At 66.2% G+C, this 25,251-nt stretch carries 25 protein-coding genes; 11 read left to right on the top strand and 14 right to left on the bottom strand.

Annotated elements, in window-relative coordinates; genetic code table 11:
• Window positions 1-150 precede the first annotated feature (150 nt).
• Window positions 151-1,503, top strand: coding sequence for an SPFH domain-containing protein (locus HU735_RS14575; RefSeq protein WP_186714073.1), 1,353 nt, complete (start codon window positions 151-153; stop codon window positions 1,501-1,503).
• A gap of 198 nt (window positions 1,504-1,701) precedes the next feature.
• Here the strand turns inward: HU735_RS14575 and HU735_RS14570 are convergent, their stop codons facing one another.
• Window positions 1,702-2,931 (bottom strand): acyl-CoA dehydrogenase, encoded by a 1,230-nt coding sequence (locus HU735_RS14570; protein WP_186714072.1) that lies wholly within the window; start codon window positions 2,929-2,931, stop codon window positions 1,702-1,704.
• Between the two features lie 139 nt (window positions 2,932-3,070).
• Between HU735_RS14570 and HU735_RS14565 the strand changes: the two genes are divergently transcribed.
• Window positions 3,071-4,012: a LysR family transcriptional regulator gene (locus HU735_RS14565; protein ID WP_050706105.1), complete on the top strand. Its 942-nt coding sequence runs from the start codon at window positions 3,071-3,073 to the stop codon at window positions 4,010-4,012.
• Window positions 4,013-4,057: 45 nt separating this feature from the next.
• Window positions 4,058-4,276: a DUF2970 domain-containing protein gene (locus tag HU735_RS14560; RefSeq protein WP_028691446.1), complete on the top strand. Its 219-nt coding sequence runs from the start codon at window positions 4,058-4,060 to the stop codon at window positions 4,274-4,276.
• 407 nt (window positions 4,277-4,683) lie between these two features.
• On the opposite strand, the gene HU735_RS14555 is transcribed toward HU735_RS14560, so the two are convergent.
• A complete protein-coding gene (locus HU735_RS14555; protein ID WP_186714071.1) occupies window positions 4,684-5,760 on the bottom strand; it encodes an ABC transporter substrate-binding protein in 1,077 nt (358 codons plus the stop codon).
• Between the two features lie 217 nt (window positions 5,761-5,977).
• Here HU735_RS14555 and HU735_RS14550 point away from each other — a divergent pair, with 217 nt between their 5' ends.
• The 3 genes from HU735_RS14550 (at window position 5,978) to HU735_RS14540 (ending at window position 9,843) form a co-directional block, all read left to right on the top strand.
• Entirely contained in the window at window positions 5,978-7,630 is a 1,653-nt protein-coding gene (locus HU735_RS14550) for a nitrite/sulfite reductase (RefSeq protein WP_186714070.1), read from the top strand.
• Window positions 7,614-8,108 (top strand): DUF934 domain-containing protein, encoded by a 495-nt coding sequence (locus HU735_RS14545; protein ID WP_028691443.1) that lies wholly within the window; start codon window positions 7,614-7,616, stop codon window positions 8,106-8,108. The genes HU735_RS14550 and HU735_RS14545 overlap by 17 nt, the downstream gene beginning before the upstream one ends.
• A 169-nt stretch (window positions 8,109-8,277) precedes the next feature.
• Entirely contained in the window at window positions 8,278-9,843 is a 1,566-nt protein-coding gene (locus HU735_RS14540; RefSeq protein ID WP_186714069.1) for a hypothetical protein, read from the top strand.
• 77 nt (window positions 9,844-9,920) lie between these two features.
• Here the strand turns inward: HU735_RS14540 and HU735_RS14535 are convergent, their stop codons facing one another.
• Both HU735_RS14535 and HU735_RS14530 read right to left on the bottom strand, forming a co-directional pair.
• Entirely contained in the window at window positions 9,921-10,781 is an 861-nt protein-coding gene (locus HU735_RS14535) for an AraC family transcriptional regulator (RefSeq protein WP_186714068.1), read from the bottom strand.
• A 131-nt stretch (window positions 10,782-10,912) separates the two neighbouring features.
• Complete coding sequence (locus tag HU735_RS14530; protein ID WP_186714067.1) at window positions 10,913-11,959, bottom strand: methyltransferase domain-containing protein; 1,047 nt, start codon at window positions 11,957-11,959, stop codon at window positions 10,913-10,915.
• 195 nt (window positions 11,960-12,154) lie between these two features.
• On the opposite strand from HU735_RS14530, the gene HU735_RS14525 reads away from it, so the two are divergent.
• The 3 genes from HU735_RS14525 to HU735_RS14515 all read left to right on the top strand — a co-directional run bounded on the left by HU735_RS14525 (window position 12,155) and on the right by HU735_RS14515 (window position 13,562).
• Complete coding sequence (locus tag HU735_RS14525) at window positions 12,155-12,643, top strand: signal peptidase II (RefSeq protein ID WP_186714066.1); 489 nt, start codon at window positions 12,155-12,157, stop codon at window positions 12,641-12,643.
• 171 nt (window positions 12,644-12,814) lie between these two features.
• Window positions 12,815-13,375, top strand: coding sequence for a hypothetical protein (locus HU735_RS14520; RefSeq protein WP_186714065.1), 561 nt, complete (start codon window positions 12,815-12,817; stop codon window positions 13,373-13,375).
• The gene (locus HU735_RS14515) at window positions 13,365-13,562 is read left to right on the top strand and encodes a hypothetical protein (protein ID WP_050706115.1); all 198 of its coding nucleotides are present in this window, start codon (window positions 13,365-13,367) and stop codon (window positions 13,560-13,562) included. Before HU735_RS14520 ends, HU735_RS14515 begins: the two co-directional genes overlap by 11 nt.
• A 47-nt stretch (window positions 13,563-13,609) precedes the next feature.
• Here the strand turns inward: HU735_RS14515 and HU735_RS14510 are convergent, their stop codons facing one another.
• Both HU735_RS14510 and HU735_RS14505 read right to left on the bottom strand, forming a co-directional pair.
• Window positions 13,610-14,464 (bottom strand): type 1 glutamine amidotransferase domain-containing protein, encoded by an 855-nt coding sequence (locus HU735_RS14510; RefSeq protein ID WP_186714064.1) that lies wholly within the window; start codon window positions 14,462-14,464, stop codon window positions 13,610-13,612.
• Window positions 14,465-14,478: 14 nt separating this feature from the next.
• A complete protein-coding gene (locus HU735_RS14505; protein WP_186714063.1) occupies window positions 14,479-14,784 on the bottom strand; it encodes a putative quinol monooxygenase in 306 nt (101 codons plus the stop codon).
• An 87-nt stretch (window positions 14,785-14,871) separates the two neighbouring features.
• Between HU735_RS14505 and HU735_RS14500 the strand changes: the two genes are divergently transcribed.
• Window positions 14,872-15,798: a LysR family transcriptional regulator gene (locus HU735_RS14500; protein ID WP_186714062.1), complete on the top strand. Its 927-nt coding sequence runs from the start codon at window positions 14,872-14,874 to the stop codon at window positions 15,796-15,798.
• Here HU735_RS14500 and gspF read toward each other — a convergent pair.
• The 7 genes from gspF to gspG are packed head-to-tail and all read right to left on the bottom strand — an operon-like array spanning window position 15,779 to window position 23,599.
• Window positions 15,779-16,984, bottom strand: coding sequence for a type II secretion system inner membrane protein GspF (gene gspF, locus HU735_RS14495; protein ID WP_186714061.1), 1,206 nt, complete (start codon window positions 16,982-16,984; stop codon window positions 15,779-15,781). The genes HU735_RS14500 and gspF overlap by 20 nt on opposite strands.
• Window positions 16,984-18,405, bottom strand: a complete 1,422-nt coding sequence (gene gspE / locus HU735_RS14490) for a type II secretion system ATPase GspE (protein ID WP_186714060.1) — start codon at window positions 18,403-18,405, stop codon at window positions 16,984-16,986. Before gspE ends, gspF begins: the two co-directional genes overlap by 1 nt.
• Window positions 18,402-20,771 (bottom strand): type II secretion system secretin GspD, encoded by a 2,370-nt coding sequence (gspD, locus tag HU735_RS14485; RefSeq protein WP_186714059.1) that lies wholly within the window; start codon window positions 20,769-20,771, stop codon window positions 18,402-18,404. The genes gspE and gspD overlap by 4 nt, the downstream gene beginning before the upstream one ends.
• The gene (gene gspM / locus HU735_RS14480; protein WP_186714058.1) at window positions 20,768-21,289 is read right to left on the bottom strand and encodes a type II secretion system protein GspM; all 522 of its coding nucleotides are present in this window, start codon (window positions 21,287-21,289) and stop codon (window positions 20,768-20,770) included. The genes gspD and gspM overlap by 4 nt, the downstream gene beginning before the upstream one ends.
• Window positions 21,279-22,199, bottom strand: a complete 921-nt coding sequence (gene gspL, locus HU735_RS14475) for a type II secretion system protein GspL (RefSeq protein ID WP_186714057.1) — start codon at window positions 22,197-22,199, stop codon at window positions 21,279-21,281. Before gspL ends, gspM begins: the two co-directional genes overlap by 11 nt.
• Window positions 22,196-23,128 carry a type II secretion system minor pseudopilin GspK gene (gspK, locus tag HU735_RS14470; protein WP_238349821.1) on the bottom strand — a complete coding sequence of 311 codons (933 nt, stop codon included), beginning with the start codon at window positions 23,126-23,128 and terminating at the stop codon, window positions 22,196-22,198. The genes gspL and gspK overlap by 4 nt, the downstream gene beginning before the upstream one ends.
• A 24-nt stretch (window positions 23,129-23,152) precedes the next feature.
• A complete protein-coding gene (gene gspG / locus HU735_RS14465) occupies window positions 23,153-23,599 on the bottom strand; it encodes a type II secretion system major pseudopilin GspG (RefSeq protein ID WP_186714055.1) in 447 nt (148 codons plus the stop codon).
• A gap of 148 nt (window positions 23,600-23,747) precedes the next feature.
• Here gspG and gspI point away from each other — a divergent pair, with 148 nt between their 5' ends.
• Entirely contained in the window at window positions 23,748-24,107 is a 360-nt protein-coding gene (gene gspI, locus HU735_RS14460; RefSeq protein ID WP_346655366.1) for a type II secretion system minor pseudopilin GspI, read from the top strand.
• Between the two features lie 10 nt (window positions 24,108-24,117).
• Here gspI and HU735_RS14455 read toward each other — a convergent pair whose 3' ends face one another.
• Window positions 24,118-25,116, bottom strand: a complete 999-nt coding sequence (locus HU735_RS14455; protein WP_186714053.1) for a bile acid:sodium symporter family protein — start codon at window positions 25,114-25,116, stop codon at window positions 24,118-24,120.
• Between the last annotated feature and the right edge of the window lie 135 nt (window positions 25,117-25,251).

Below are 25,251 nucleotides of genomic sequence, written 5' to 3'. Positions count from 1 at the left end.
ACAGGAAGACCCGCCACGGCGGGTCTTCTGCCATTGCCAGGCATACTCACAACTCATCAAGAAACGTCCTACATAGCAAGCGGACCCAGCTGACTACTCCAGGCAAAACACCTTGGCGAGCATACGCACTTCCCGCACAAGGAGTGTCCCATGCAAAAATTGCCAGCCCCCGACTTCACGATCCTGCGCAAGAAACGCAAGCTGATTGCCGCCATCGTCCTGCCGGTGCTTGCCCTCGGCGCCATCGCCGCCGTGTTCAACGAAGTGTTCTTCTACAACGAAGCGGGCCAGATGACCCACGTGCGCACGATCTTCGGCGAGGAAAAGGTGGTCGAGGATGTCGGCTACGCGACAAAGTGGTTCGGCCGCAGCACGGTCTGGCGACGCACCATTGGCGTCCAGTCCGCCCTGCGGGTGGACAACCAGGAGGACAATCGCAGCGGACAACCCTCGGTGATCCTGGAAAACCTGCCGATCGTGTTTCTCGGCAACGTCGATGCCAAGGCCGAATTCAGTACCCAGTTCCGCCTGCCCTCGGGCGATGCCTTCCTGAAGATTGCCCAGGAGTACCGCACCCCCGACAACTTCCTGCAACGCGCCCTGCTGCCCGCCGTCAAGGAAACCCTGCAGGCCACCGCCTCGCTGATGAGCGCCGATGACTACTACGCCGGCAACCGCAGCCACTTCGGCGCCGAGTTCGAGAACCAGCTGCGCAACGGCCTGTACCTGACCAGCCGCAAGGAGATTCGCGTGCAGCGCGACAACCTGCCGGCACAGACCGCGATACTCCAGTCGGGCACCGACCAGGGCAGCTTCGGCGACAACTCCGCGACCCGCTTCGTCATCGAAAAGAAACTCGACAAGGATGGCCAGGAACTGCGCAAGCAACAGCAGTTCCGCCTGTTCGGCGTCGAGGTCGTCGATGCCCGGGTAACGCACATCGACCCCAACCCCCAGTACCAGGAGCGCATGGTGAGGGTGCAGCAGGCCCTGGCCGAACTGGCCGTGGCCCGGCAGAACCGGCTCAAGGAAGAAGAAGAGAAAGAGCTGGTGTCCGCCCGCGGCGCCAAGGACGTCGAGGCCAAGCGCCAGGAAAGCCTGCGCCAGCAGATCGAACGGACCACGGAAGCCGAGACCGAGAAGCAGCTCACGCTGATCAACGCCGAACGGGAAAAACGCCGCGCCGAAATCGACAAGCAAACCGCCGAGTTGCTTCGTGACAAGGCCAAGGTCAACGCCGAGGCCACCAAGATCACGGCCGATGCGGAAGCCTATGCACGCGAGGCCTCGCTCAAGGCCGACGGTGCCCTGCAGACCAAGCTCGACGCCCTGGTGCAGATCAACCGCGCCTGGGCCAACGCAGCAGCCCAGGCGCCGGTGCCCAGCGTGATGATGGGAGGCTCCGACGCGGTGCTTGGTCGTCAGGACGAGATGGGCAAACTGATGAGCGTGCTCGCGACCAAGGCGGCGAAGGATCTGGTGCTGGACCTCAAGACGCCTTGAGTAAACACGCCCCGCATGGGTACCTGAAACGCTACCAATGCGGGGTGTGCTGTTCGGACCGGTATGCTGTGCGAAGAGCAAGAAACTAGCAGCACTTTTCTCCTGTCGAGGGCAACAAGTCCCAGCTCGGGAAACGCCCTACATCAAAGCGCGAAACCTCCCCCATAGAATGGTCAGAGGAGACTTCCTTTCGTTGCATCAATGCCCGCTACGCAACATCTCCTTCGGCACATACTTGCCAATCTCATACTTGCCGATCGCCGCCCGGTGCACTTCATCCGGTCCGTCGGCCAGGCGTAGGGTGCGTTGCATCGCATACATGTACGCCAGCGGGAAATCACCGCTCACCCCGGCCCCGCCATGGATCTGGATGGCCCGGTCGATCACCTTCAGCGCAACATTCGGTGCCACCACCTTGATCTGGGCGATCTCGCTGCGCGCCACCTTGTTGCCGACGGAGTCCATCATGTAGGCGGCCTTGAGGGTCAGCAGGCGGGCCATGTCGATCTCCATCCGCGAGTCGGCGATCTTGTCGACGTTGCCCCCCAACCGCGCCAGGGGCCGGCCGAAGGCGGTGCGCTCGACCGAGCGTTTGCACATCAGCTCCAGGGCGCGCTCGGCCATGCCGACCGAACGCATGCAGTGGTGGATGCGACCCGGGCCGAGGCGGCCCTGGGCGATTTCGAAGCCGCGGCCCTCGCCGAGGAGCACGTTTTCATAGGGCACGCGCACGTTCTCGAACAGCACCTCGGCGTGGCCGTGGGGCGCGTCGTCGTAGCCGAACACCGGCAGCGGGCGGACGATCTTCACCCCAGGTGCGTCGGTGGGCACCAGGATCATCGAGTGCTGCTGGTGGCGCTGGCCGTCCGGGTTGGACAGGCCCATGAAGATCATCACCTTGCAGCGCGGGTCGCAGGCGCCGGAGGTCCACCACTTGCGGCCGTTGATCACCCATTCATCACCGTCGCGCACGGCGGTGGCGGCCATGTTGGTGGCGTCCGAGGAGGCCACGTCCGGCTCGGTCATGGCGAACGCCGAGCGGATCTCGCCGCGCAGCAGCGGCTCGAGCCACTGACGCTTCTGCGCCTCGCTGCCATAGCGCACCAGCACCTCCATGTTGCCGGTGTCCGGCGCCGAGCAGTTGAATGGCTCGGGCCCCAACAGCGAACGGCCCATGATCTCGGCCAGTGGCGCGTATTCGAGGTTGGTCAGCCCCGCGCCGTACTCCGACTCCGGCAGGAACAGGTTCCACAGCCCCTCGGCACGGGCCTTGGCCTTGAGTTCCTCGACGATCGCGGTGGGCTGCCAGCGGTCGCCCTCGGCGACCTGGCGCTCGAACACCGGCTCGGCCGGGTAGACGTATGCATCCATGAATGCGCTGACGCGCTCGCGCAGTGCCTGGACCTTGGGCGAATAGGCGAAATCCATCGGGGCTACCTTCAGTCAATGAAGAACATGGACCTGAGCCTAGAACAGCCACCCTTCATCCACCTAGTCTATTTTCTACGTGTATAAACATTCATAACCAATATATGATCACCCGATAACTCCAACAAAGAGCGGCGCCATGAACCTCAGCAAGGTCGACCTCAACTTGTTCATCGTCTTCGACGCCATCTACACCGAAGCCAACCTGACCCGCGCCGGGCAGATCGTCGGCATCACCCAGCCGGCGGTGTCCAACGCCCTGTCGCGCCTGCGCGAGACCTTCAACGACCCGCTGTTCGTGCGCACCGCCCAGGGCATGGTGCCCACGCCCATGGCGCAGAACATCATCGGCCCGGTGCGCAACGCGCTGTCGCTGCTGCGCACCTCGGTACAGGAAAGTCGCATCTTCACCCCGCTGCAGGCCAGCAAGACCTTCCGCATCAGCATGACCGACCTCACCGAGGCGGTGATCCTGCCGCCACTGTTCCAGCGCCTGCGCCGCCTGGCCCCGGCACTGGTGATCGAGAGCTTCCTGTGCAAGCGCCGCGAGACCACCAAGGAACTGGCCGCCGGGCGCCTGGACTTCGCCGTCGACGCGCCGCTGAACACCGACCCGCAGGTGCGTCACGTCAAGCTGATGCAGGACCGCTACGTCTGCGCCATGCGCCCCGGCCACCCGCAGGCCGACGGCAAGCTGACCCTGGACAGCTACCTGGCCATGACCCACATCCATATCTCCAGCCGCCGCAACGGCCTGGGTTATGTCGACCTGGCCCTGGGCAAGATGGGCGTGCAGCGCCGTGTCGCGCTGCGCTCGCAGCACTACCTGATGGCTTCGCAGGTGCTGCAGCAGACCGACATGGTCATGACCGTGCCCGAGCGTTTCGCCCGTCGCCACCAGCTGCGTCACCAGCCGCTGCCGGTGGAGGTGCCGGCGCTGGAGACCCACCTGTACTGGCACGAAAGCACCGACCAGGACCCGGCCAACCGCTGGATGCGCGAGCAGATCATCGAGCTGTGCGAACGGGTGGTGGCCCAGGATGAGCAGGAACAGGCGGATCCGGCCATGGCCTCGGCCTGAATCGCCTACACTGTCGGTGATTGCCTCTGAACCAGGGAGCCACTCATGGACGACCACCAACACGGCAAGCCACCGACCTTCTGGCAGATGCTGCAGAGCATCCTCGCCGCCGCCTTTGGCGTGCAGAGCGGCAAGAACCGCGCCCGCGACTTTACCTACGGCAAGGCCAGCCATTTCATCGTGATGGGGACGCTGTTCACGCTGATCTTCATCTTCGTGCTGATCGGCCTTGTGCAACTGGCGCTGCACCTGACGGCGCGCTAGCCGCGCGAGGGCTTGCGCCTCTTCAGACCATGCACGCCCCTCTGTGGGAGCGGCCTTGCGTCGCGAAAGGGGTGCGAAGCACCCCCACGATTCGTGCATCAAGCTGATATCGCATGGAGATGCATGCATCGACCCAAACGCAATCCGCCCGCGGATATCCCTTCCGCGGGCGGTTCAGGTGTTACTCACGGTCTCGAGCAGTTTTCCGCTACTGATGGCTGACCCAGTACACCGCAGTGACCACCACCAGCACGATCAGACACAGGATCGCCCAGGCATCGACACTGCTGTCAGCTTTGCGGACCTTGGTAGAGTTTCCCATTGCATTGCCTCTTGTAGTGGTTATGGGAATGCACTTCACAAGCAGCAGTTAAGTCCAGCAATGCCCTTCCCTCAAGCAGGGGCTTTCAGTAGTCGACGGGTGACGTGAGAAAGGGGTAACGAAAGTCCGTCGGCCTGCCCTCGGCACTGAAACGGTGGAAGTCGATGCCGTGGTTGTCCTGTTCCAGCAGCTTGAGCCAGCGTCGGGCCTTGTCCGCGTCGATCAACTGCAAGGCCGGCACGCTATGTTCACGCTGGCCGTCGCGCCCCACCGCCAGCCCCTGGGCGTCATCGTGCAACATGACCATGGCCCAGCCGCCCAGGGTGAAATGCCCGCCCATCAGCACGCTCAAGCGTCCGTCGATCCGCGCCCGCAGGGCCTCGGGCGAGCTGTTGACCGCACTGAACAGGGCATCGCGCCCCGGCACCTTGCCCAGCGCCTCGAACGCCTGCATGGCGCCGAACGCCATCTGGTCGTTGGCCGACCACACCAGGCGCGTGTCGGGATAGCGCTCCAGCAGCATCTGCGCCTGCTCGAAAGCACGCTGGCGGCTCCAGCCGCCATACACCACCTGGCGCAGGCGCACCTGGGGAAACTCCGCCAGCGCCCGGCGCATGCCTTGCACACGCAACTGCGAGGCCGGCGTGGTCTTGACCCCGGCGAAGGCCAGCAAATCAACCTGCCCCGCGTCAGCCGGCAGCTGCGCCGCCATCGCCTTGAGCATCTGGTAGCCGGCCTCCTCGTCGTTGCTGACCAGGGTACCGAGCACTTCGGGGTACTTGTCCGGCTGCGCCTGGATGCTGTGCGCCTGGCTGTCGGTGAGGCCGTTGTTGACCAGGAACAGCTTGACCCCGGTGCCCCGCGACAGGCGGATGATCTCCGGGGCGACATACTGCTCGTTGACCAGCACCAGGTAGTCCGGGCGCTGCGGTCCTTGCAGCACCTCGCGGGCCTGGGTCAGCGCGAGGTCGGCGCGGCGCTCGCTGTACTGCACGCGCAAGGCCATGCCCAGGTCGTTGGCGGCGGCCTGCATGAAGCGCGAGTAATCGACCCAGAACGTCTCGTTGGAATAGCCCGGGTTGAGGAACACCACGGACGCGGCCTGTGCGCTCGCTGCCAGTGGCAGGCTCAGGCACAGGCTCTGGCACAAGGCCTTGAGCATGCTGTTACTTCCCTGCGGAGCAAACCCCGGATTATAGCGCCGCGATGTACCGGCGCGGACAAATGCCAGTCAGTCTCACTTAGTCCAAATGGTTCTTTTCATATGCAAAAACATCACTTTAGCGCATAAACCCACTCTGCTATCGTGCCTCGGCTCCGACCCGGAGTGCGCGGCCGTGCGCGCGATTAGCTGCATGCTAGCCTGAGACAGGACTTATATGTACGTATACGACGAGTACGATCAGCGGATCATCGAGGACCGCGTCAAGCAGTTCCGTGATCAGACCCGCCGCTACCTGGCCGGTGAGCTGAGCGAAGAAGAATTCCGCCCTCTGCGCCTGCAGAACGGCCTGTATATCCAACGTTTCGCGCCGATGCTGCGTGTCGCCGTGCCCTATGGCCAGCTGAACGCCCGCCAGACCCGCATGCTGGCGAAGATCGCCCGCGACTACGACAAGGGCTACGCGCACATCAGCACCCGCCAGAACGTGCAGTACAACTGGCCGGCGCTGGAAGACATCCCGGAGATCCTCGCGGAGCTGGCCACCGTGCAGATGCACGCGATCCAGACCAGCGGCAACTGCCTGCGTAACGTCACCACCGACCAGTTCGCCGGTGTCGCCGCCGACGAGTTGGTGGACCCGCGCCCTTGGTGCGAGATCGTCCGCCAGTGGACCACCTTCCACCCGGAATTCGCCTACCTGCCGCGCAAGTTCAAGATCGCCGTCAACGGTTCCAGCGACGACCGCGCCGCCATCGAAGTGCACGACATTGGCCTGGAGCCGGTGCGCAACGCCGCCGGTGAGCTGGGCTTCCGCGTGCTGGTCGGCGGCGGCCTGGGCCGTACCCCGGTGATCGGCTCGTTCATCAACGAGTTCCTGCCCTGGCAGGACCTGCTCAGCTATCTGGACGCCATCCTGCGCGTGTACAACCGTTACGGCCGCCGTGACAACAAGTACAAGGCGCGGATCAAGATCCTGGTCAAGGCCCTCACCCCGGAAGTGTTCGCCGAGAAGGTCGAGGCCGAGATGGCCCACCTGCGCGGCGGCAGCACCACCCTGACCGAGGACGAAGTGCAGCGCGTTGCCCGCCACTTCGTCGACCCTGACTACCTGGCACTGGAAAACGTCGACTACAGCGCCCTGGACCAGGAACACCCGGGCTTCGCCCGCTGGCGCTCGCGCAACACCCGCGCGCACAAAAAGCCGGGTTATGTTGCCGTGACCCTGTCGCTCAAGCCCACCGGCGTCGCCCCGGGCGACCTGACCGACAAGCAGCTCGATGCTGTCGCGGACTTCGCCGAACGCTACAGCTTCGGCTACCTGCGCACCTCCCACGAGCAGAACATCATCCTCGCCGACGTCGAGCAGCGCCAGCTGCACGCGCTGTGGCTGGAACTGCGCGAGCAAGGCTTCGCCACCCCGAACATCGGCCTGCTGACCGACATCATCTGCTGCCCGGGCGGTGACTTCTGCTCGCTGGCCAACGCCAAGTCGATCCCGATCGCCGAATCCATCCAGCGCCGCTTCGACGACCTGGACTACCTGTTCGACATCGGCGAGCTCGACCTGAACATCTCCGGCTGCATGAACGCCTGCGGCCACCACCACGTCGGCCACATCGGCATCCTTGGCGTGGACAAGAAGGGCGAGGAGTTCTACCAGGTCTCGCTGGGCGGCAATGCTGCCCGCGACGCGAGCCTGGGCAAGATCCTCGGGCCCTCCTTCGCCCAGGACGACATGGCCGACGTGATCGAGAAGCTGATCAATGTGTACGTCGAGCAACGCACCGAAGACGAGCGCTTCATCGACACCTACCAGCGGATCGGCATCGACCCCTTCAAGGAACGCGTCTATGCAGCGAATCATTAAGAACAACCAGATCGTCGACGAAACCTGGCACCTGCTGCCCAAGGACGTCTCGATCGACGAGTTGACCAACTGCGACGACTACATCGTGCCGCTGCAGCTGTGGCGCGATCATCCGAGCCTGCTCAAGGCCCGCGATGGCGGTCTGGGCATCTGGCTGGACAGCGACGAGGAAGCCGAGGAAATCGGCGAGGACGTCGAGCACTTCCAGGTCATTGCCCTGAACTTCCCGGCCTTCACCGACGGGCGCAACTACTCCAACGCGCGCTTGCTGCGTGACCGCTACAAGTTCAAGGGCGAGCTGCGCGCCATCGGCGACGTGCTGCGCGACCAGCTGTTCTACATGGCCCGTTGCGGCTTCGACGCATTCGCCATCCGTGCCGACAAGGACCCGGAAGACGCGCTGCAGAGCCTGAAGGACTTCTCGGTGACCTACCAGGGCGCCACCGACGAGCCGCTGCCGCTGTTCCGCCGCCGCTGATCGTCGCTTGCAGTCCGCTCGGCCCGCCTTCTGGCGGGCCGATTCATTTCTGCGCCGGCAATCCGACTACTCCGGCTATGGCCGAGGAAAAGCCCTCACGCTCGCTCAGGTTTTCTGATGGCATGCCGATATCAGGGCATATCCTTTTCACTCCGCAAGGAAAGCGACGATGAGCCCGATCACTTCGGCACTGCGACTGACGCCGATCCAAACGCCACCCGCTCCCGCGCAGAACCTGATCGTTCGCCAGCCCGCGAGCGTCGCCAGCGCCCCTGGCACCCAGGTCAGCCTGGGTCAGGACACCCGCATTCCCGATAGCGAGACCTACACCTCGCGAGGCACGCTGGACAGCGCGCAGCCCAGCTACACCTGGGAACAGGACGGGCTGGACAAGCTGAGCATGTACATGTTCAGCGCGGTCAAGTCGTCCACCACCGCCGCCCGCTTCCAGGGCCTGGGCAGCGCCCTGGTGGAACAACTGGCGGCCAATGGCGGCCAGCGCGTCTCCCAATCCGCCTTGCAGCTTAACGAGACCGACACTACCCCACTGAGCCTGCAGCAGGCACGCCTGCGCGAGTTCGCCAGCAATACCGTCACCCTCAGCCTCACCACCGCCTCCGGCGCCACGGTGAAACTGGGCTTGTACAACGGTGAACGGGGCCTGGCGGTCGACGCCGAAGTCCAGGGCGGCGAGCTGAACGCCAACGAGCTCAAGGGCCTGGCCGCCCTGGCCGACGGTTTCCAGTCGGCGATCAATGGCCTGACCCGGCAACCGCCGAGCCTGCAGCTCGGCGCGCTGGTCAAGCTCGACCCGAGCCTGTTCAGCGGCCTGCAGATGAACGCCAAGCTGGATTTGCCCAGCGGTGGGCAACAGACCTTCGACTTGCGCCTGGACGGCTCCACCCGCAGCCTGAAACTCGATGGCCCGAGTGGCCAGGTACAGCTGGACCTCGATAGCCAGGGTGGCGCGCTGCTGGGCGGCAAGGCCCAGCGCCAGGCCGCCCTGGACAACTACCTGACCCAGTTCGACGAGGCGCAGAAACGCGGCAAGGGCGATGCGCAACTGACCTCGCTGCTCAAGGATGCCTTCAGCCAACTGAACAGCATCGACGACAACAGCCCACGCCCGGCGGGCCACAACGACGCGGTGAACACCTACAGCCGTGCGTTGCTCAGCGGCCTGGCCGACTTCAAGGCCTCGATCGTGCAACCGTCCAGCCGTCCGAACGCACGGCGCCTGGACGAGGAAGACCGCTTCGCCTACCAGGTGTCGCAATCGACCTCGACCAGTGGCCAGGGCACCACCATCGCCCGCCAGCAACGCCAGGAGGCCAAGCTGGACGCCGCCTGGCATTCGAGCCTGTCGTCCGCGGCCAAGCTCACCGAAGCGGATCCGTTCGACGAGAAAAACTACCGCTACCACACGCTCAGCGAAACGGCGAGCAGCACCACTGAGCTGTCGTTCGTCGACAACGTGCTCAAGGAAGCCAAGGCCACCCAGGAAGCCACCAGCAACAAGCGCGTATTCACCTACGAGGGTGGCAAGCTCGAGTCGGATGTCAGCACGCCCGAGTCGGTGAGCCGCTCGCGCAACCTGCTGAACCTGCTCGACGATCTGTTCAAGACCGATGAGAAGGCCCGGCGCAACGGCAGCCCGTACGACCTCGATGCGCAACTGGCGGCCCATGCCGGGCTGTGGCAGTTGCAAACCGACCCGGCGAAGATCCGCGACTGACCAAGGCGCCGCCGCGCAGACAAGCCCGCCCCCGCAAGGACTGCGGGGGCGGGCTTGTCTGCGCTCGGCCCTGGCGCTCAGCGCAACGGTACGTAGATATCCGTCTGCCACTGCTCCAGCGGCGTCTGCGGGTAGATGCTCAGGTAATGGAAGAACAGCGGATGATCGCGCAGCTCTTCGCCACTGGCCGGTAGCCAATCGCGGTAGATCGGGTATATCGTCTCGCCGATATGATCCGGTGAGCCGACATGCCGCACCACGGCGCAACGCCCGGCGGGCAGGCCCGACTCCAGCACGCCCTGGGCGTTGGGCGCCACCGCCTCGTGGACTTCCCCACAAATAGCGAAGCGAAAGTCCTCCGGTGCCGTGGTATCCGGGTTGTTGAAGGGGATGCCGAAACTGCGACTGCTGGCCACGGGCGATTGCCCGCTGCTCATACGCCAGTCGATGAAGCGGCGCACGGTCTCGCTGACCTGGCTGGCCGGCCCGCGATGCTCCAGCGCCGCAAGGCGCACCGCGGCGAAATCGACGATTCGTACCTGCATGGTGATGCTCCTGGAAAAATGAGGGATGGCAAACACCGTGTTCCATACCTGCCAGTCGGGCCGGCGGCGGAACGCGCTGGGCGCGTGCCCGAATGCCCGCCGGAACGCCCGACTGAACGCCTCCGGGCTTTCAAAGCCCGCCTCCAGCGCTGCCTCCAGCACCGAGTGCCCGGGCTGGCCGACCAGCCGATGCGCCGCACGACGCAAACGCATCAACTGCACATAGCGGGCCACCGGTACACCCACATAGGCGCTGAACTGGCGATGGAAGTGGAACACCGAAAAGTGCGCCACCACACTCAGGGCCTCCACCGACAGATCGCCTTCCAGGTTGTCCTGGATGTAAGCGAGCACAGTGTCGAAGCGGGTCTTGTAATGGGCATTGACGGACAAGCTCGGTTGCTCCTGGAATCACGGCAGGCCACAGGTTCGCCGATCCGTCCCTGGGCCCGCCTAGCCGTATTTGCTCAAACACCCCTTGGTAGTCGGGCTTGCCCCGCACCGAGAACCGTACCGACGAATCTCTACTTCCTGGCCTCCAGAATCAAGTTGAACGGCGTCTGCGTCGCCCTGCGGAACTGGCGGAACCCGGCCTCTTCGAACACCGCCCGCAGGCGCGCCTCGCCCGCCTGGGCCCCCAGTCCCAGTCCCACTTCCTGGGACAGCGAGTTGGGCGTGCAGATGAAGGTGGACGCCGCATAGAACAGCCTGCCGACCGGATTGATGTTGGCATCCAGCGTATCCTCTGCGAACGGCTCGACCAGCATCACCGTGCCGTCGTCCTTGAGCGCCCGGTAGGCATGCCGCGCCGCCCCCACCGGATCGCCCATGTCATGCAGGCAATCGAAGAAGCACACCAGGTCCAGGTCGCGGCCGGGATAGTCCTTGGCCGAGGCCTGCTGGAAGCTGACCCGGTCGGCCACGCCCGCGTCGCGGGCCCGTTCGCTGGCAGTTTGCACCGACGGTGCATGGTAGTCGTAGCCGGTAAAGCGCGAGGCCGGAAATGCCTCGGCCATGACGATGGTCGAGGCGCCGTGGCCACAGCCGACATCGGCCACCTGGGCGCCAGCCTGCAGCTTGGCCACCACCCCTTCCAGTGCCGGTAGCCAATCGGCCACCAGGAAGGTCCGATAGCCCGGCCTGAAGAAGCGTTCGGTACCGCTGAACATGCACGGATGATGATCGCCCCAGGCAAGCGCGCCGTCGCCGCGCATGGCCGCGACCAGCTTGTCCTTGTCATGGAACAGCGCCGCCAGCACCGAGGCGCCGCCGGCCATATAGACCGGGGAATCCTCCAGGGCCAGTGTCATGGCCTGCTCCTGCGGCAGGGTGAACTGCCCGTCGTGGTGCACCAGGTAACCCGCCGCGGCCTGGCCATTGAGCCATTCGCGCACCAGCCTTGGCTGGCAACCGGTGCGTTCGGCCAGCACCTCGGGGGTGACCGGCTGGCTGTCGGCCATGGCCCGGTACAGCCCGAGTTCATCCCCTAGAATGACATTGGCCAGCGTCGCCGCCGCGCCCATGTCGCCCACCAGCTTGCCCATGAATGCCTGAAGCCGTGCCTCGTCCATGACCTGCCCTCCTCTTGCCAGAAGGCCACCGTCGGCGACGTCCGGTCCGGGAGGCGGTGGTCGGATGGATGATCGGGCCGCGTCTGCAACCGACCCGGACTTTAAGTCTAGACCCGCCTGCGCTATCTTCGCCGCGCTGCCGGCAGCCCCGCCAATACCGGACGGCCGCGCCCGCGCAGCGAAGGAATTGCCTGCATGCTCTCCAGCCGTACCCTCGTCCTGATCCTCGGCGTCGCCTTCATCATGCTCGACCAGTGGGTGAAACTGATCGCCCTGGTCGCCCTGAACAACCACAGCTATGTGGTCGGCAACCAGTTCGTCTGGCTCGACCTGGTCCTGAGCCTGAACCCGGGCGCGTTCCTCAGCCTCGGCGCCAGTTTGTCGCCGGGCCTCAAGCAACTGATCTTCGTCGCCGCGGTGGGCGTGGCGTGCTGCTGGGCCGTGACCTGGGCGCTCAGGCACTGGCAGGCGACCCCGGTGAAGGCCGGCGCGGCCTACTTCATCGCCGTGGGCGGACTGGCCAACCTGATCGACCGGGTGCTGCGCGACGGGCATGTGGTCGACTACCTCGTGCTCAACCTTGGGCCGCTGCATACCGGCGTGTTCAACCTTGCCGACATCGCCATCATGGCGGGTGCGCTGGTGCTGGCGTTAGGTGCATTGAAGAAACCGGCCAGGATCTGATTCCCCCTTGCCAGGAGGTCGAGCGCCAGACAGCGTCCGACCTCCAAAATCGCTTGGCCAGATACTGGCCACACAAGCCCAGGAAACTTCCTTCAACTCTCAAGGCCCAGTCCGAGAGCAACTCGAGTTAACTTCACGCTACCTCAGTTTTCCTGCATTCGAGGGCAGCGCATGGACGGATGGCAACTGGCCGAGCTCGCCGGGCTCAAACAGGCCGCACGCGGGCAGATCACCCAGGACACCTGGCAGAAGAACAGCGCACGGGCCATTCGGCTGACAGTCGACGAGATCGATGAGCGCGCCATCCTGGCGCATGAAGCCTGGCACCCGGATCACTACGACTTCGGCTGGGACCGTATCCTGAAATGGAAAAACCGCCCCGCTCATGCCCGCGCACTCGATATCGCACTCTGGCATGACGATCAGCTCGCAGGCATGTGCTGGGCATCGCCCCAGGCCAGCAAGGAGAAGATCATGGTCCTCTATCTGCAGCGCAACCCCGACAGCACCCTGCCGACCAGAGGCTATGTCGCACCTCTCTGTCTGAGCGGCGTACGCTACTACGCACTGATGCTGGGCTTGCAATGGGTCGTCATCCGCAACCCTCTGCCTCAGGCGCGGGCTGCCTACGAACTGGATGGTTTCCGCCAGGTAAAAGGCATCGGCCTTGCCTACGAATTGACCCGTGGCTATGCTTCCCCCACTCTGGAGGGCCTTCCCAATGGTGAATGATCCCGGCGACTTCAACGCCAACGTGGCCCGTTTCAAGGCCATTGCCGACAAGCAGATGGCTCGCTTTCGAGCATCGGCGCAATACGATGATTTCCTGTCGGATGATGCCATCGACGCTTTTGCCAAGGTCGAAAGCTCTGCTTATGCAGGCCGACCGCACAAGCCACGCAAGCCATCTGCCGCCTGAACGAAGACGGCCCGCGTCAAACGCTGCGGGCCTCTTCGCTTCATTGTTCAACCATCCTTCTTCGCACCTGCCTCCAACCGCTCCAGCAGCGCATCGGCCAACGCCTTGTCGGAGAACGGGTTCTGCCCGGTGATCAACTCACGATCAACCACCACATGGGGCTGCCAGGCCTCGGCATAACTCATGTCACCTCCCGCGCCGGCCATGGCCTTGGCCGGATAGAACTGCAGGCGCTGGTCCTTGAGCGAACCTTCGAACACCTGCTCCTCCGGGTCGGAAAAGATGGTCATGCGATAACCCTGGTAGCTCCAATCTCCGGCTGCCGGGGTTTCGCCACGGGCCAATGCGGCGCGATAGGCGACCGGATCCTGCTGCGCCGACAGCAGCGTGATCGGGCCGTGGCAGATGGCGGCCGTGGGCTTGCCGGCCTGGTGGAAATGACGCAACAAGGTACCAACGTCCGGGTTGTTGGCCAGGTCGATCAGCGGCGCATGGCCACCTGGGATGAAGATCCCAGCATATCGGTCCAGATCACCCGCCAGCACCTCCTTCAACGACAGCGTTTCGTGAATGTCCGGCAGGCTTTCGACCACCTGGCGGATTCGCTGCATCTCGCCGGCATCGCCGCCGAAGTACATCGGGTCGATCGAGCGTTCGTCGACACTCGGTGCATTGCCCCTGGGCGTCACCAGCACCAGCTTGTAGCCGGCCTTGAGCAAGCGGTCGGCGGGCACGCCGAACTCGTTGAGGTAATAACCGGTGGGATACGGCTTGCCGTCCTTGAGCGGCAACTGGTTCTCGCTGGACAACAGCACCAGCACCTCGCCCTTCGCGGCAGCGGCGGCGTGGCCGCTCAGCAAGGCGCCGGCCAGCGCCAGCGCAACGGGAGCAATCTTGTTCATGGTCGATTCCTGATTCAGCTGAATGGTGCGATGTCCAGCGGGCGGGCAAGCTGCACCTGGGTCGGCGCGGCCAGCCATTCGGCGGTGGCGGCGCGGTAGGCCTGGTAGTGGGCGCTGCGGCGATGGGCCTCGACGGCGACCTCGTCGACGTACAGCTCGAACAGATCGAACGCCAGCGTCCCGCCCTCGCGCACGAACAGGTCGTAGCGCAGGTTGCCGGGCTCGGCACGGGTCAGCTCGACCATCCGGCGCAGGGCCTGCTCGGTGGCGTCACGGTATTCGGCGAGGGGCTGGATGGTGGCGAAAATGGCGATGGTCATGGGCGACTCCTTCAACAGGTTGGGCCCATCCTAACCATCGCGCTATGATTCGATAATTCGAAAGCATTTATTCCTGCGATTCAATTTATGAATATCAGCAACAAGGACCTCAACCTGCTGCACCTGTTTCAGGTGCTCTACGAAGAGCGCAGCGCCTCCCGTGCCGCGCAACGCCTGGCGCTAAGCCAGCCGGCCCTGAGCCACAAGCTCAACAAGCTGCGCCATCAGTTCGGCGACCCGCTGTTCGTGCGCGCGCCACGCGGCCTCACGCCCACCCCCAGGGCCCACGAGCTGGCACCCGAGGTGCGGCAGTTGATCGGGCACCTGCAGGACTTCTTCAGCCGCTGCGACGGCGAGCACTTCCTTGAACGCCCGGTCCAGTTGCACCTGTACAGCACCGACTACCTGGAGCAGACCTTGCTGCCCGGGCTGCTGCCGATTCTTCGCGGCCAGGCGCCGAACCTGACCCTGGTCACCCACAACACCCGTGGCGACCTGCCCCGCGAGGCGCTGGAGAAAGGCACCTGCGACCTGGCCATCGCCGGTTTCTACAGCGACCTGCCGGACACCTTCCACCAGCAGCGCCTGCTCAGCGAGGACTTCGTGGTGCTGGCCGCCGCCAACAACCCGCATCTGATCGACGGCCTGACCCTGGAGGCATTCGTGGCCTGCGAGCACCTGTTGACAACCCTGAGCGGCGATCTCGACGGCCGGGTCGACCAGGCCCTGCGGGCCCTCGGCCGGCAACGCCGGGTGGTGGCCGGGCTGTCCAGTTTCATCGCTCCCACGCGCCTGGTGCGCGGCACCGACCTGCTGCTGACCTGCCTGCGCTCGCTGGCCATGGAGGCAGTAGAACGCGATCCCGGCTTGCGCCTGCACGCCCTGCCCCTGGTGCTGCCACGGGTCGAGGTGATGCAGATCTGGCATGCGCGCACCCACGCCGATCCCTTGCGCCACTGGTTCCGCCAGCAGGTGTGGCAGGTGGCGCAACAGGTCATTGCACCAGCTGGTTGATCTCGATGATCGGCATCAGCACGGCCATGACGATCAGCAGCACCACCGCGCCCATGACCACGATCATCAACGGCTCCAACAGCGCGGTCATGCCCATGGCGCGGCGTTCGATGTCCTTGGCCAGGCTGTCGGCGGCGCGGTCGAGCATCGGCGGCAGGTTGCCGGTCTTCTCGCCGCTGGCGATCAGGTGGATGAGCAGCGGCGGAAAGACCTTCTCCACCGCCAGCGCCGAGGCCAGCCCGGCGCCCTCGCGCACCCGCGCCGTGGCCTCATTGACACACTGGTCGAGGCGGTCGTTGCCCAGGGTCTGGCGCGCCGCCTCCAGTGCCCGCAGCAGCGGCACCCCGGCGCTGCCGAGGATCGCCAGGGTGGAGGCGAAACGCGCCGTATTCAGGCCCAGCACGAAGCGCCCGAACAACGGCAGCCGCAGGATCCGCCCATGCCACGCCAGGCGCGCCGCCGGGGCGCGCAGGTAGACCCGCCAGCCCCAGAACGCTCCGGCCATCAGGGCGAAGCACAGCACACCCCATTCTCGCACGAAGTCACTGGCCGCCAGCATGGCCAGGGTCAGCCCAGGCAGGTCCTGGCGCGCCTGGGTGAAGGCGCTGACCACCTGCGGCACCACGTAGCTGAGCAGGAAGATGACGATGCCCACCGACACCAGTCCCACCACCCCGGGGTAGATGAATGCCGTGAGGATCTTGCCACGCAGGGTGTTGCGGTCCTCGATGTAGTCGGCCAGGCGCTCCATCACCTGGGCCAGGTCGCCGGATTCCTCGCCCGCCGCCACCAGTGCCCGGTAGATATCGGGGAAATCCCTCGGCCGCTCGGCCAGGGCATCGGCCAGGCGCATGCCGCTGCGCACGTCGCCGCGTACCGCACCCAGCAATTGCGCCACATGCTTGCGCTCGGCCTGCTCCAGGGTCGCCCCCAGCGCCGCCTCCAGCGGCAGGCCGGCGGCCAGCAGGCTGGCCAGCTGACGGGTGGCCCAGGCCAGGTCGCCGTCGGACAGCTTCGCACCGAACAAGCCACCGCCCTGCCCGGCCGCAGCCTGGACTTCGACCTCCAGGGTGGTCAGGCCCAGGGCGCGCAGCTGGGCCATCGCCGCCCCCTGGCTGTCGGCTTCGAGCAGGCCCTTGACCACGCGGCCCTGGGCGTCGGCGGCTTCATAGCGATAGCGGTTCATCAGGCGTCCCGTGTCACGCGCAGGATCTCTTCCAGGCAGGTGCTGCCGCTGTCGACCCAGCGCTGGCCGTCCTCGCGCATGCTGCGCATGCCATTGCGCCGGGCGGCGGCGCGCAGGGCCTGTTCGTCCGCGCCCTGGTGCACCAGGCTGCGGACCTCGTCGTCCACGCAGAACAACTCGTGGATGCCGGTACGGCCGCTGTAGCCGCAATGGTTGCAATGCGCACAGCCCACCGCGCGGTACTGCCCGGGCGTTGTCGGGTCGGGCTCGCGACAGTGCGGGCACAACCGGCGCACCAGGCGCTGGGCCAGCACCCCGAGCAGCGCCGAGGCCAGCAGGAACGGTTCGACGCCCATGTCGATCAGGCGGTTGACCGCCGACACCGCATCGTTGGTGTGCAGGGTGGCCAGCACCAGGTGCCCGGTCAGCGAGGCCTGCACGGCGATCTGCGCGGTCTCCAGGTCGCGGATCTCGCCGATCATGATCACGTCCGGGTCCTGGCGCAGGATGGCGCGCAGGGCCACGGCGAAGCTCATGTCGATGCGCGCGTTGACCTGGATCTGGCTGATGCCCGGCAGGTCGTATTCCACCGGATCCTCCACGGTGAGGATGTTGCTGACGCTGGCGTCCAGCCGTGCCAGGGCGGCGTACAGGCTGGTGGTCTTGCCTGAGCCGGTGGGGCCGGTGACCAGCACGATGCCATGGGGCTGACGGATCAACTGATCGAGCCGCTCCAGCAGGCTGGCGTCCATGCCCAGCGCCTCCAGGCGCAGGCGCCCGGCCTGCTTGTCGAGCAGGCGCATCACCACCCGCTCGCCATGACCGGTGGGCACGGTGGAGACGCGGATATCGATCGGTCGCCCGGCAACGCGCAGGGCGATGCGGCCGTCCTGGGGCAGGCGCTTTTCGGCAATATCCAGCTGCGCCATGATCTTGATCCGCGACACCAGCGCGCCGTGCAGCGCCTTGCGCGGCGAGACCACGTCGCGCAGGGTTCCGTCGACCCGGTAGCGCACCAGGCAGTGGCTCTCGAACGGCTCGATATGGATATCGCTGGCCTGGTCGCGCGCGGCCTGGGTGAGCAAGGCGTTGATCATGCGGATCACTGGCGCATCATCCTGGGCCTCGAGCAGGTCGGTGACTTCCGGGATGTCCTGCAGCAGGCGATCCAGGTCCACCTCGTTCTCCGCCGCGCCCACCACCGCCGCCGCGCTGCCGGTGTCGGCGTAGGCGCTGACCAGCAGCGCATCCATCTGCGCATCGTCGAGCGCCTCGACCCGCGCCGGGCCATGACGCCTGCGCACCTCGGCCACTGCCCAGGCCGGGCTCGACGGGCAGCGCGACAGCAGCGCCCCGGCCTCACCGTCCACCCGCAGCACCAGGCGCTGGGCCTTGGCCCAGGCGTATGGCAGGCGGCTCAACGCGCCACCTCGTCCACCGGTACCGCGCGAATCGCGGCCCGTGGTGCACGCAGCGCCGCCGGCTGGGTGCGGCCCTGATCAGGCACGCCCTGCTCCACCGGCGGCAATAGCGGCATGTCCATGTCCGGCAAGGCCCAGGAGTGCTCGGGCTTGAGACTGCCCTGGGCGCGGCGGATGAAATCGTAGCGGTTCAGGGTGATGCTGCGCCCGACTGCGGCATCGCGCACGATGTACGGACGCAGGAACACCATCAGGTTGGTCTTGTTGCTGGCGCGGCGCTCGCTGCGAAACAACGCACCGACCCCCGGCAGCCCGGACAGCCACGGAATGCCCTCGTTGGTCTGGGTGTAGCCGTCCTGCAGCAGGCCGCCCAGGACCATGATCTGGCCATCGTCGAGCAGGATGCTGGTGTCGATGGCACGCTTGTTGGTCACCGTGCCGGCCGCGCTGGAGGCACGCTGGTCGACGCTGCTGACCTCCTGGTAGACGTCCAGCTTGACCGTGCCGCCCTCGGAGATCTGCGGACGCACGTTCAGCCGCAGCCCCACCTCCTCGCGCTGGATGGTCTGGAACGGGTTGTTGCTGTTGCCGCCGCCGTCGGTGACGTACTGGCCGCTGACGAAGGGGATGGTCTGGCCGACGAAGATGCTCGCCGCCTCGTTGTCCAGGGTCAGCAGGTTGGGTGTCGACAACACGTTGCTGCCGCCCTTGCTCGTCAGCGCCCGGGCCAGCACCTTGAGGTCAAGCACTTCGCCGATGCCCGGGATCTTCACCGTGCCGTCGACCACCCCTACCGACAGCCCCTTGGGCAGCACGTCGATGCTGCTGGGTCCCTTGACCAGGCCGCTGCCGCCGAGGTTGGCGCCGCCAAACACGCCATTCTTGCCAAGGTTGCCGGCCTGCCACTGGATGCCGAACTCGTTGGCATCGTCCTCGCCGACCTCGACGATCAGGCTTTCCACCACCACCTGGGCGCGGCGCTGGTCGAGCTGGTCGATGACTTCGCGCAGGCTGCGGTACAGCGGCTCGGGCGCGGAGATCAGCAACGTGTTGGTGGTCTTGTCGGCCTGGATGGTCGCGCCACCGGCGGAGAACGCGGTGCCCTGGTCGTTCTGCTGGGTGCTGCTGCCATAACCATTCGGTGTAGTGCCGGCGCTCTGGTTGCTACTGCGGCTGGCATTGGCGTTGCTGTTGGCACTGTTGCCCTGCGCGCTACTGCCATTGCCGCTGGTGCCGTTGCCACTGCCGCCGCTGAGCATGCCGCCGCCGCTGAGCAGCGCGCGCGTGGCGTCGTTGCCGGCACTGTCGCTCTCGCCGGTCAGCAGCCCGCGCAGGCTCTGCGCCAGCTTGTCGGCCTGGGCATTGCGCAGGTACACCACATGCAGGTTGCCGGCGCTGTTCTGGGCGTTGTCGAGCTTGTAGATCAGGTCACGTGCCAGCTGGGTGCGCTCGGGGCTGCCGGAGCGGATCACCACGCTGTTCGAGCGCGGGTCGCCCAGCACGCTGATCTTCTGGGTCGGGTCACTGCCCTGGCTGTCGAGCAGTTCGTTGACCATGCCGGCGATGTCGCTGGCGATCCCGTTGTTGATCGCCACCACGTCGGTGTCGATGGCCGTGGGAATGTCGACCCGGTCGAGGATCTGCGCCACCCGTTCGAGGTTCTCGGCGTAGTCGGTGACGACCAGGGTGTTGTTGCCGGGGTAGGCGTTGATCGGGTTGTCGGGCGAGACGATCGGGCGCAGCACCGGGATCAGGTTGACGGCGTTCTCGTACTGCAGGCGGAAGGTACGGGTGACCATACCGTTGCCGGCGTCGCGGTCCCCGGTCACCAGCGCGCCGCCGAGCAGCTTGGCGTCAGCCTGGGGCACCACCTGGGCCACGCCGCCGACATCGACCACGCTGAAACCCTGCATGCGCAGGGCCGACAACAGCATGCCATAGGCTTTGCTGGCGGGGACCTCGCCCTCGGAGACCAGGGTCAGCTGGCCCTTGACCCGCGGATCGACCAGGAACTGCCGCCCCGTGGCACGGGACAGGCCGCGCACCACGGCCTGGATATCGGCGTCGACGAAGTTCAGCTGTACCGGCTGGTCACCCAGTGGATTGGCCTGGGGCGGCGCTGCCACGGCACGACTGTGGCGCTGACCGACCCGAGGGGCAGGCTGACGCGTTGCCGGGCGGATCTGCGCCTCGGGCTGCGCACGATGGTCCAGCACACCCGTCGAGGTACTGGCCTCGGCCAACGGGCGACCCAGCTCGCTGCTGGCCAAGGGGCGTTGCACACTCGGCGCGCTGCTGCAGGCGCTGAGCGCCAAGGCCAGGAGCAAGGGCGCGAACGGCAGTCGCGGTGAACGGAGGCACGTCATGAAGGGTCCTTAGCGCCATGCGCCTGATCCATGCGAAGGGTTCCGGAGAAGGTCACCGGGCTGCCCGGCTCGGTAGCCGGGTCGCGGCGCAGCGCCAGTTGGCCGATGCCAAGTCCCAGCCGTGGCGGTACGCCCTGTAGCCAGGCCATCGCCGCTTCGGCCGGCGCTCGCTGCCAGCTCAGGCGCCAGGCATCGCCGTCAGCGTCGAGGTGTGTCTGTGCCAGCAGACCCGCCTGTTCCAGGCTCTGGCGCAATGCCAGAGCGATGTCTGCCGGGCGCTGCGCCAGACGCTCGCCAAGCAGGGCGTCAAGCGCCTGGGCCTGGCCGCGCAGTTTGGGTGTCTCGGCCTGCCAGTGGTCGATCTTGGCCAGGGCCGGCTGGACCAGCACCTGCCAGCAGAACAGCACCCCAAGCAAGCCGCCGCCCAGGGCGACGGCACGACGTTCCCGCGCGGCCAGGGCTTGCCAGCGCTGCCGCGCCTGTGCACGCAGGGTAGCCAGGCGCGCCTTAGTCGACATGGGCCAGCTCCTCGCCAGACGGGTTGGTCGCGCGCAGTGTCCAGCCTTGGCCGCTGGCCTGGCCATCGATGCCACGGGCGGCAAGATCAGCCTGCCAGGCGCTGCCCGCCGGGGCCTTGCCGCCGTCGGGCAAGGGGGTAATACGCAGCTGGCCATCCTGGTAATCCATGGCCTCGACATTGCCGGCCAGGAACGGCATGACCTGCCCGGCCCCCTCCAGCAATGCCGTCAGCCCCGCCGCCGCGCTACCCTGCCCGCCCTGCAACTGCTGGCGCGCCTGCTGCAACGGGTTGAGCACAACCGGCAACTGTGGGAAGGCCATGCGCACCTGAGTGACCATGCGGGTACGCAATGCTTCGCCCTCGCGAGCCAGATGAACCGCGTAAAGATTAAGGCCCAGGCACCAGACCAGCGTCGCCGCCGCCCAGATGCCCAGCGTGCGTCCCCAGGCCATCGGCTTCGCCGGCCCGACCAGGCCGCCGGACAGATCCGCCGCCGACGGTGCATCGTCCTGACGGGCGTGCAACCCGGCCGGCTTGATCCCACCGATCTGCAGCCACGCTTGCAGCCGTGCCAGTTCCGCCAAGCCGAGCCAGGCCACCGCGACCTGCCCATCGACACGACGCGGCCCGTGGGCGACATGGACCTGCCCGGCATCCCCCAGCACCAGCCCCTGCACCGCGCAGCCCACTGCCGCCGACAGGCGCTTGCCGGTCAGGGGCGGCATGGCGATATCCAAGGCCAGGCTATCCTGCTCGTGCAGGTGCAGACGCCAGGGTGCACCCTTGGCCTCCCGGAGCAGTTGCCCACGGCTCGCCTGCCCACGCCGATCCGCCAGGCGATAATCCAGCAGCGAAGCCTCATCCAGTTCGGCCAGCGGTGCCAGCCACACTTCCATGGCCGTATTCATGCGCCCACCCGCCGCCAAATGACATCCGGCAACTGCCCCTCGCGCTGGCGCAGCAGCGCCTGCAGGGCAAGCTCGCGATTGCCCAGGCGCGCCAGGCCATGCAGGCGGAACCAGTCGCTGTTGATCCCCACCCGCACATTGGCCATGGCCAGGGATGGCATGCGCAGGCGATTGACGAAATCGCCGCGATTGATGAACCAGCGCCCGCCATCGCGTTCGGCCACCAACGCGGCGGCCTGCTGCAGCGACAGGCCCGGTACCTGGGCGGCCAACACCTCGGCACTGGCGGTGTTGCCGTTGACCCAGGTCAGCGCCGGCAGCACCGTGACGAACCGGCGCAGGCGCGCCAGGGCTTCGCCATCCATGCCCTTGAGCCCAGCCAGGGCCTCGACGCTGCGCAGCATCGGGCGCCTGGCCGGCAACGCTGCGGTGGTGCTGGACGGTGAAGTCGCACGGCCACTGTCCAGGCCCAGACCGGGATTGGAGGGCGTGGCCAGCAAGCGCTGTGGGTAGCTGTCGATCACCTGCCCGGCAATGGCCGTGGCCAGTCGCTCATTGATCCCGATCAACGCGCACAGACGCTGGAAGGTCGCCAGCGCCTCGGCATCCACCTGGCCATCGACCACCAGATTGCGCAGGTTGAACTTGCCCTGCTCGTCCTCCAGTTGCCCGTCGAAACGCACGCTGCCGGACGGCACATCGCGCATCGGTCGGGACCAGGGCTGGCCGCCGCGCACCAGAGGATCGCGCAGGCGCTGTTCGAGCAGCACCTGACGGCTAAGCTGCAGGCCGCCTTCCAGGGCCCACTGGCCCTGCAATGCCAACTGGCGATTCTCCACCTGACGGGTCAGCAAGCCCTGACGCTCGATCATGCCGGCGGCAATCACCGCCACTACCGCGGCGATCAGCAACGCACTGATCACGGCCATGCCCTCCTGGCGCGCCATGGCCGGTCACAACTGCCAGGAGCCGAGATCGGCATTCACCCCGTCGCCGCCGGCCTGGCCGTCGGCGCCCAGTGAGAACACATCGATCTCGCCGTTGGCGCCCGGGTTCAGGTACTGGTACGGGCGCCCCCATGGGTCGTTGGGCAGGCGGTCGAGGTAGGCGCGCCATTGGCCGTCCTTGGCCTGGGCCGGCTTTTCCACCAGCACCTTCAGACCCTGGTTCTGGCTGGGGTAGGCGCCGTTGTCCAGCCGGTACAGCTTGAGCGCCTGCATCAGCCCGCCGATGTCCTGCCGCGCCGCGGTGGCCCGGGCCTGGTCGGGGCGATCGAGCACCTTGGGCACCACCATCGCCGCGAGGATCCCGAGGATCACCACCACCACCATGATCTCGATCAGGGTAAAACCCTGTTGGCGGATACGCTGGGCGGGCATGTTGCGGCGGGCGATCTGCATCTCGGCATTCCTTGCGTGAGTTCGAATCGGGGGCCGATTGTGGCAAGCCGGTATGTCACGGATATTGAAAAAGCTCGGGAGTCAACGACGTCAAACTGTCATCGCGCCGCTCTACAGTGCCGCTTTGCCCTGCGCGAATGGAGTTCCCGTGCGCACCACCGAGGCCGGTTTCACCCTGATCGAAGTGCTGGTGGCGCTGACCATCGTCGCCGTGGCCATGGCCGCCGCCGTGCGCACCACCGGGTTGATGACCCAGGGCAACGGGCTGTTGCGCGACAAGGGGCTGGCTCTGCTGGCGGCCCAGGGGCGCTTGGCCGAACTGCGCCTGGAGGGCGGCGCGAAGCCCGGCGTCAGGCAGTTCGAATGTGACCAGGGGCGCTTGCGCCTGCGCTGTGAACAACGCCTGTCGCGTGCGCCGGGGGCAATGCTGGAAGTGTCGCTGCAGGTTTTCGACCGCCAGCGCGAAGGGCCAGCGCTGGCGCGATTGCAGACATTGGTGAGTCAGTGAGCGCAGCGCATCATTTCAGCGTGACGCTCGCCTCCGGATGCCCCGCCTCAACCCGCGCCGCATACCGCTGCGCCAGCACCGCGCAGACCATCAGCTGGATCTGATGAAACAGCATCAACGGCAGGATCATCGCCCCGATGCCGCCTCCCACGAACAGCACTTGCGCCATGGGCACGCCCGTCGCCAGGCTCTTCTTGGAGCCGGCGAACAGGATAGTGATGCGGTCCTCGACATTGAATCCCAGCAGCCGCCCGAGCAACCGCGTGCCCAGCAGTACCACCGCCAACAGGATCCCGCATACGGCGAACAGCCCGGCCAGGTGCTGCGGCGACACCGTGTGCCACAGGCCGGTGACCACCGCTTCACTGAAGGCGGTGTAAACCACCAGCAGGATCGAGCCCTGGTCCACCACCTTCAGCCAGCGCGCATTGCGCTTGACCCAGGCGCCGATCCAGCGGCGGGCGACCTGCCCGGCGACGAAGGGCACCAGCAACTGCAGGGTGATCTTCAGCACTGCATCCAGCCCGGAGCCGGTGTCGCCCGAGGCGCCCAGCAGCAGCATCACCAGCAGCGGCGTCAGGAAGATCCCCAGCAGGCTCGAGGCCGCCGCGCTGCAGATCGCCGCCGGCACGTTGCCCCGGGCCAGCGAGGTGAAGGCGATGGCCGACTGCACCGTGGCCGGCAAGGCGCACAGGTACAGCACGCCCAGGTACAGCTCGTTGCCCACCAACGGCACGAACAGCGGCTTGAACGCCAGCCCCAGCAACGGGAACAGCACGAAGGTGCAGGAGAACACCAGCAAATGCAGGCGCCAGTGACCGGCACCGGCGATGATCGCCTCGCGCGACAGTTTGGCGCCGTGCAGGAAGAACAGCAGGCCGATGGCCAGGTTGGTCAGCCAGCCGAACAGCAGCGCGCCCTCGCCGGAGCACGGCAGCACAGTGGCGATGAACACCACCCCGAGCAGGGCCAGGGTGAAGTTGTCGAACAGCATCCGTAGATATCTCATCTCAGTTTCCGTCTTGTCTTTGTGCAAGCCTGGACGATAAGGTCTTGGCCTTTGTGCCGCTAACGCCGGAACCCCTGTCGGTGTCGCCCAACGGACACCTCGCTTTGCCACGCCCCTGATCCACGACAAGGAACG

Source organism: Pseudomonas sp. BW16M2, assembly GCF_014268865.1.
GTDB classification, from domain to species: Bacteria; Pseudomonadota; Gammaproteobacteria; order Pseudomonadales; family Pseudomonadaceae; genus Aquipseudomonas; species Aquipseudomonas peradeniyensis.
This window is presented reverse-complemented; position numbering and strand designations above follow the sequence as displayed.